Origin of the sequence: Actinosynnema sp. NPDC002837 (genome assembly GCF_040295345.1) — a bacterium.
GTDB lineage: Bacteria > Actinomycetota > Actinomycetes > Mycobacteriales > Pseudonocardiaceae > Actinosynnema.
On the sequence record NZ_JBEOVG010000214.1, the window covers coordinates 1 to 1,394 of the forward strand.

The 1,394-nt window shown below is 32.1% G+C and carries 2 protein-coding genes; both read left to right on the plus strand.

Features of this window, described 5'->3' with window-relative positions; all coding sequences use genetic code 11:
• Nucleotides 1–813, plus strand: an 813-nt coding sequence (locus tag ABTZ99_RS44955) for a restriction endonuclease subunit S (protein WP_499619289.1), incomplete at its 5' end; no start/stop codon positions are given.
• Between the two features lie 207 nt (nt 814–1,020).
• The gene (locus ABTZ99_RS44960) at nt 1,021–1,365 is read left to right on the plus strand and encodes a DUF1413 domain-containing protein (protein WP_349221525.1); all 345 of its coding nucleotides are present in this window, start codon (nt 1,021–1,023) and stop codon (nt 1,363–1,365) included.
• Nucleotides 1,366–1,394 lie beyond the last annotated feature (29 nt).

Consider the following 1,394-nt stretch of genomic DNA (forward strand, 5'->3'; position numbering starts at 1 on the left):
GCAGGATCTACTTTTGTTGAGGTTTCAGGTAAGCAAATGTCGAAAATGTCGATTATGGTACCTGAACTTTCAGAACAACAAAAAATCGGGTCATTCTTTAAACAGTTAGACGATACTATCGCTCTTCATCAACGTAAGTTAGATTTATTGAAAGAACAGAAAAAAGGCTTTTTACAAAAGATGTTCCCTAAAAATGGTGCCAAAGTTCCTGAATTGCGATTTGCGGGGTTTGCTGACGATTGGGAAGAGCGTAAGTTATCTGACGTAGCTAATCACAGAGGCGGAACAGCTATTGAAAAGTATTTTGACAAATATGGTGTATACAAAGTTATTTCAATTGGTAGCTATGGATTAAATAGCCAATACGTTGATCAAAATATTCGCGCAATATCAAATGAAATTACAGATGGACGAGTTGTTAATTCTGGAGAGCTCACCATGGTGCTAAATGATAAAACTGCTAATGGAACAATTATTGGAAGAACTTTACTGGTAGAAAAAGATAACGAATATGTTATCAATCAACGAACTGAAATTATTTCTCCGAAAGAAAACTTTGATTCTAATTTTGCATATACCATACTTAATGGTCCTTTTAGAGAAAAAGTTAAACGAATTGTTCAGGGGGGAACGCAAATATATGTTAACTATCCTGCAGTTTCTAATCTAAATCTAGAGCTACCTAAGATTGAAGAACAACAAAAAATAGGCTCTTTCTTTAAACAGTTAGATGACACTATCGCTCTTCATCAGCGTAAGCTAGATCTTCTCAAAGAGCAGAAAAAAGGATTTCTACAAAAGATGTTCGTTTAGGGTCTATAATTAGATAATAACCCCTAAGAAATTAACCAAAAACAGCCCTTATACTTACAAGATATAATTATAGGGGCTGTTTTTTACAAATTTATAAAAAATAAAGCATTTATATAAATGTTTTATTGACAAACAAAATGTTTTATTGACAAACAAAATAGGATGTGATATCCTTTATATGAATATAAATGAAAGGACATAATTAAAATGTCAAAGAATATCCAATTAACCCTAACTGATTTGCAGTATGAAACCTTGCTAAAAAAAGCAGGAAGCTTCTCTATCCAGCAATATCTGATTAAAAAAGAATTTCCAAACCACGAATTTTCTCATTGGTTTAACGAAATAACTGGACTAATTGAAAAACTTCCACCTGACACAAACTTTTCACTAAAAACTTTATTATCTGTAAATTGGGAAACTATTCCTAAAGGAGTACGCCTATCAATAGGAAAACAATTTCTAAAAGAAGTCAATGAAGGAAGTATTCGAGCAGTAAAATATGTAAAAAAAGACTCTGCCAATACTACCATCTACAAAAAAACACTTTAAAAAACTTCGCAACAGAACCTATAATATCC

Excerpts from the sequence above, each read along its gene's own strand:
- ABTZ99_RS44960 (WP_349221525.1), top strand. The coding sequence starts at position 1,021 with ATGTCAAAGAATATCCAATTAACCCTAACTGATTTGCAGTATGAAACC.